The following is a 5,285-nucleotide window of genomic DNA, read 5'->3' as shown; positions in this document are numbered from 1 at the left end:
CGTTATCGTAATCCCCGAAATCGGCGCCCATGCCGTTCTCAGCGTCCCCATCTTCGCTGAACCCAACGCCTGCGGTCAGGCTGACATCGGTAAAGGTGCTATCGCCGTTGTTGCGGTATAGGAAATTTTGGTCGGCGTCGTTGGCGATATAGACATCCATGTCACCGTCGTCATCGTAATCCGCCCAAGCGAGGGCGAGTCCCCGTCCCGTAGCCTCAGAAAAGCCTGCGGACTCTGTTACATCGGTAAATGTGCCATCGCCGTTATTGTGATACAGGATATCCAATTCTCCCTCATAGAGGCGTGGGTCACAGTAAACACGCACCCCTTTGTTCATACAGACCTGATCGGATTCGATTGTGTATCTAAAAAGCTGTCGTTGTCGTAATCGACGAAGGCGCAGCTTGCCCCCCAGCGCGTGTCCCCGGTGCCTGTCCGCGTTGTGACATCGGTAAAAGTTCCGTCGCCATTGTTGTGGAAAAAGATGTTTGCCCCGAAGTTGGTCACGTACAGGTCGGAAAACCCATCATTGTTGTAGTCTCCAACCACACATCCCATGCCGTATCCTGTATCGGCGACCCTTGCTGCCGCTGAAACATCGGTGAATGTGCCGTCACCGTTGTTGCGATAGAGCGCGTTTCGCGGTGGTTCATCCCAATCTGATTGCTTCTCTGCGAGAGACGGTAGGACTGCGCCGTTGACGAGATAGATGTCTTGGAATCCGTCTTTGTTGTAGTCCAGAAATGCTGCGCCTCCGCCGAGGGGTTCGATGAAATACAGTTGTCCGCTCGTTCCGTTATAGTGTTTGAAGTGGATGCCTGCTTCCTTTGTGACGGATGTAAACTTCGACGAGTCTGCAATGGAAGAGCTACTGATGAGAAGTAGGAGACATGCGAGAAAAATAGATTTCATGCTGTTTAGACAGTTGGGGAGGTAGACGGCAATGTATGTGTAGATGATCGTGGGGATAGGATACATGACCGATAGGCATGAGGACAATATGGGATATGGTGTCGCAAGAATCGGTGTGACGTGGGTTAATCAGTTTTCACATAAGTATGTGTCAACGGCTCCCAGCCGAGCAATCGTTTGGCTTTTGACAGATTAATCTCCTGCTGTTCCTCGTCACCGGCGATGAATACGGCATCAAAGCCGGTATGTTCCACGGAAAGCCCTGCTAGATAAGCCCGCGCAAGGTCTTCCTCATCGGTTACCCAGATATGGACCTGATTGGACCTAGGCTGCCCACGTTGTTCAATCCACTGCTGGCGGGTCCTGGGACCGGTGATTCGTAGGGCGATGATCGACATACCGTGTTCACGGCAGAAGTATCGACAGATCCGCTCCCCAAATCCTTTTGTCAAGCCGTATACACCGGGATTATCGAGTGGAACCTCTTCCTCAGATGGATACCAATTCCGTGTCCGTTCATGGACAGTGAACGTACTTGTATAAATGCCGTGCGTGATGCCTTCTGCTTCCGCTGCGTGTAGCAGAATATGAAGCCCCATTGTGTTGACTTGATAGTTGGCGATAACATCATCAAAATCTGCTGCCGATGAAGCGTGGTTGGTAGGCCGCTGCATAACCATGTAGATGAATGCGTCCATACCCTCGACCGCCTGCCGGACAACCGCCGGATCGGTCACCGAGCCTTCAATATATTCGACGGTTGGATCTTTGGGTGGGGAGAGGTCGAGGACGCGAAACTGATGATGCGATTTCATGTATGGCAGCGTCATAGTCCCGACATGTCCTGCGCCTCCAACGATTAGCACTTTCATGGCGAGTCTTCTCCTATTCGTTCGCAATCTCACTGAGTGGACGGGCGTCAATGAAGAGTTTAGCGCCGTGGCTGACATCTGGGGTTGTATCCACTCCACATAACCAGCTCCATGTGCGTTGGCGTCGTGCCATGTCGCGATAGGACTCGACTTCGTTGGCGTAAAGGTGTCGCTCTCGGTTGGCGTAAGGTGGTATCTCTTCCGACTCTATCAGCCAATCCCGCTTCGGCGGCGAATTTCGGAAGTACGAAAATTTAATCATCCCGCGACGTTTCGTGTTCAACTTTGGTCCCGCCTTATGCCAGATGCCGTAGTGCGTCAAAACAACTGTCCCGGCGGGAACAGTCAAGGAGACCTGCCCCAAAATGTCGCCGTAATGGGCGATCGCCTCTCGGTCAACCAATCGATGATGGGAGCCGGGAAGCACCATTGTGGGACCGTCTTCAAGTGTAACGTCCTGTGGATAGTAGTAGCATTGCAGATGATTGACGCCGTAACCGTATTCGGAGAGGCCATCGGAGTGCCATGTCTGTCCGGTGTGTGGTTCTTCAAACAGATGATGGTGCGCGGTTATTGGCATAAAGAAATTTCGTCCGAGCAGCGAGCGGGGGACACCAGCGACTTCCGGGTGCAAAAGCACTTCGCTCCGAAATCCGGGAGCACAAGCGAATTCGTTGATTCTGCCGCCCGGCAAAGTTTCGCATTGACGATTGAACTCGTCGGAGACGACCCCTTCCAGCACTACGGCACCTTTTGAAACAAAATCCATCACTTGGCTGTCGTCCATAGTGGGTTGAATATCGTTCATCGTTTCCTCCTATTACAAGTCTGAAGCCGATTTTTCCAAGATGAATTCGTAACCCAGATAGGTATTGTCAATATCCGAAAATTGGTAGAGTTCCGCTCTCGGAAATTGAACAATCCGCCATCCATCGTTGACCGCTTCGATAACCGAATCGTATGGCACATCCTGTGATGGCAGCGTGGGTTCATAGGGTACTGTCGGGTCATACAGTGCCCAACTGGCAATCGCTGAACGCATGTTTGTCGACTTTGAATAGAGATACAATACCAGCTGTCTTGGTTCGGTCAGAAGCGCCTCCAACCGTTGAAGGTCGGTTTCCGTGAGGTTACCCGCTTGAAGTTTTTTGCGACTTTCGTCCAGCCACTGTTTGACGGTTGTTTCCATTATATTTATCCCTGTCTCTTAGAATTGCTAATCCCAATCAAATACCACTTTGCCGCATCTCGATTCGTCGGCGACACGGAGTGCCTCGACGCCGTCATCAACGCGGAAATGGTGTGTTACTGCAGGTGCAAACGTCAATCCCGTTTGGGCGCAGTACCGCACGAAATCTTTCAGCCATCCAATGGGGAATACGACCGATCCCATCAGGGTGATTCGGCGATAGACCATGTCGCCCGGATTGATGACCTTATCATCGCTCCCGACACCGACGAGTGCGGCTTTCCCCTCACGGCGAAGCGACGGGATGATGCTGCTTCGACCACCGGCGCTGCCGGAGGTTTCGACAACGTAGTCCACGCCCTCCGTCCCACTGAACGCGACCACGGCTTCAACTGGATCTTCTGTGGCGGCATTGACGGTAGCATCCGCACCGCACTTCTCGGCAACCTCGATGCGTTCCTCCATGACATCAACTCCGATAACTTGCGCTCCCATTGACTTTGCAATACGCACCGTGCTCAACCCGACAGGACCTAGACCGTATACGGCGATTGTTTGTGGGAAATATTGACGCTGTGGTTCCGACACAGGCGAAAAATGGACCGTCGATGAAGTCAATCTGATCTGGGAGTACCACACAATTCCGTTCATTTGCAACGACATACTCACCAAATGCCCCGCTGACCACTTTATCGTCAGGGCACCATACGAAATCGCCCAACGAACAGTAGTAGCACTGTCCACACCCTTGATGGTGATGGACGGTCACCCGATCCCCCACTTTGAGGTTGGTTACATTCGGACCTAATTTTTCAACAACTCCGGCCGATTCGTGCCCTTGGACCCAATCTCTTGGTTCTGCGGGTCTATACACGTGGAGATCACTTCCACAGATCCCCGAAACCTTCATCTTAATCCGAACTTCTCCATTTCCCGGCTCCGGGGTAGGAACCTCTTTAACAGCACATTGGCGGTTACCTAAAAAAACAATCCCTTTCATTTTTGAACCCCTTTCAAATTTAAGTCGAGGTTGAATCGAGCCAGTAGGAGTAAAACCGTCCGTTTTGAAGAGTGAGGCGGAGGCGGATAGTTTGCCCCATAAAATCAGCGATATTGCCTTCAGTCCATGCAATCCGTGCAGCAGGGTAATCACCGTGAAGTCGGGCGGAGGCGGCGAGTGTATCGCCATCGGCGGAAAGCATTTCAACGCCCAGTTCGCCGTTAGGCACATCGACATTGACGAAGAGGGAATCACCATTCAGCGTAAAGGGCTCCGTGCAAATGATCCCAACTTCCTTTCCAGCATCAAGGGAGATGAACCCGTCGCGCCGCAGGACCGCCAAACAGACCGCACCGCTATCGGGATGGTAGTCGTCATATCCCGGCACGTCGCCGGAGGTGATGAAGGCGTACTGCTTGGTGCCTGTGTAGTAGAACCATAGTTCGTCACCGCGCACCACAGCGTTGGAGGGACCGAGTAACCCTTGCAGATCGTAGGCCCCACCACCCAACGTTGATGTTTCCATGAATGGTTTGCGTTCACCGAGGCGGTTCCAGTTTTTCAAATCGCGGCTGCAGACCATCTGAATATTGTAGAAGCCGGTGTAATCTCCATGCGCGTTGACGCACTCTAGGATGTACGGAGATAGACGCAGCCGATCAAAACCGGGCCAATCGGTAGGAACTTTACCGGTGTGGTGGTACATGGATGGCAACCCGATATATATCCCCTCGTACCGAAATACGCCCATATTGTAGATTTGTACACTGTAATGTTCGGGCGTATTGTATTCCGTCTGTCGGAGGTTGGGATTGGTGAGCCGTGCTTCGATGACGTCTCTGCCCATCTCCTGATCCAGTTCGTCGGCGTGGAAAACAAGTCCATAATCATCCCAGTTCTCAAAGTCCGTGCTGGTAGCCATAGCGACAGATCTGCCGTAGGGACCGGAGCGCTTTACTGTGTGGATGAACAAGCCTTCTTGTTCGCTGTAGGAGAAGTTTCCTTCATCTGAACTTGGCACGGGAGGCACATCTAGCTTTTTCCAGTTCACGCCGTCCGGTGAGACCGCGAAACCTGCGTTGAGGAGCGCAGCTTTGTATCGCCTGTTCGGATCCGGATCGTTCGCATCACGAACCGCCATTGTTCCCCCAATGTTCGGTTCAGATCTTGGCGTCCAGTGCAGCCCGTCCGCACTGACACGGTAGCTCTCATCTGTCCCAATAACCCAGAATTTATAGACCTTTTCCTCTGGATCCCATGCCGGTGTCGCGCGCGTTTGGATCGTCTGGGTCGGATTCGCACTCCGAACCAC

General features: G+C 52.6%; 8 protein-coding genes. All 8 read right to left on the bottom strand.

Going from position 1 to position 5,285, the window contains the following annotated elements; translation table 11 throughout:
- The coding region (locus J4G02_21925; protein MCE2397173.1) for a VCBS repeat-containing protein at positions 1 to 337 on the bottom strand (337 nt) is incomplete at its 3' end.
- Positions 334 to 912, bottom strand: a complete 579-nt coding sequence (locus J4G02_21920; GenBank protein MCE2397172.1) for a VCBS repeat-containing protein — start codon at positions 910 to 912, stop codon at positions 334 to 336. The genes J4G02_21920 and J4G02_21925, both read right to left, overlap by 4 nt.
- A gap of 125 nt (positions 913 to 1,037) precedes the next feature.
- Positions 1,038 to 1,784 (bottom strand): NAD(P)-dependent oxidoreductase, encoded by a 747-nt coding sequence (locus tag J4G02_21915; protein ID MCE2397171.1) that lies wholly within the window; start codon positions 1,782 to 1,784, stop codon positions 1,038 to 1,040.
- Positions 1,785 to 1,797: 13 nt separating this feature from the next.
- Positions 1,798 to 2,592: a phytanoyl-CoA dioxygenase family protein gene (locus J4G02_21910; protein ID MCE2397170.1), complete on the bottom strand. Its 795-nt coding sequence runs from the start codon at positions 2,590 to 2,592 to the stop codon at positions 1,798 to 1,800.
- A gap of 12 nt (positions 2,593 to 2,604) precedes the next feature.
- Complete coding sequence (locus J4G02_21905) at positions 2,605 to 2,973, bottom strand: hypothetical protein (protein MCE2397169.1); 369 nt, start codon at positions 2,971 to 2,973, stop codon at positions 2,605 to 2,607.
- 27 nt (positions 2,974 to 3,000) lie between these two features.
- On the bottom strand, positions 3,001 to 3,468 hold the full coding sequence (locus tag J4G02_21900; GenBank protein MCE2397168.1) for a zinc-binding dehydrogenase: 468 nt from the start codon (positions 3,466 to 3,468) through the stop codon (positions 3,001 to 3,003).
- Complete coding sequence (locus J4G02_21895; GenBank protein ID MCE2397167.1) at positions 3,443 to 3,973, bottom strand: alcohol dehydrogenase catalytic domain-containing protein; 531 nt, start codon at positions 3,971 to 3,973, stop codon at positions 3,443 to 3,445. Before J4G02_21895 ends, J4G02_21900 begins: the two co-directional genes overlap by 26 nt.
- A gap of 19 nt (positions 3,974 to 3,992) precedes the next feature.
- On the bottom strand, positions 3,993 to 5,285 hold a 1,293-nt coding region (locus J4G02_21890), incomplete at its 5' end, for a hypothetical protein (protein ID MCE2397166.1).

This window comes from Candidatus Poribacteria bacterium, assembly GCA_021295755.1.
Classification (GTDB): Bacteria; Poribacteria; WGA-4E; order WGA-4E; family PCPOR2b; genus PCPOR2b.
The sequence above is the reverse complement of the archived record's forward strand: the minus strand, read 5'-3'. Positions and strand labels throughout refer to the sequence as shown.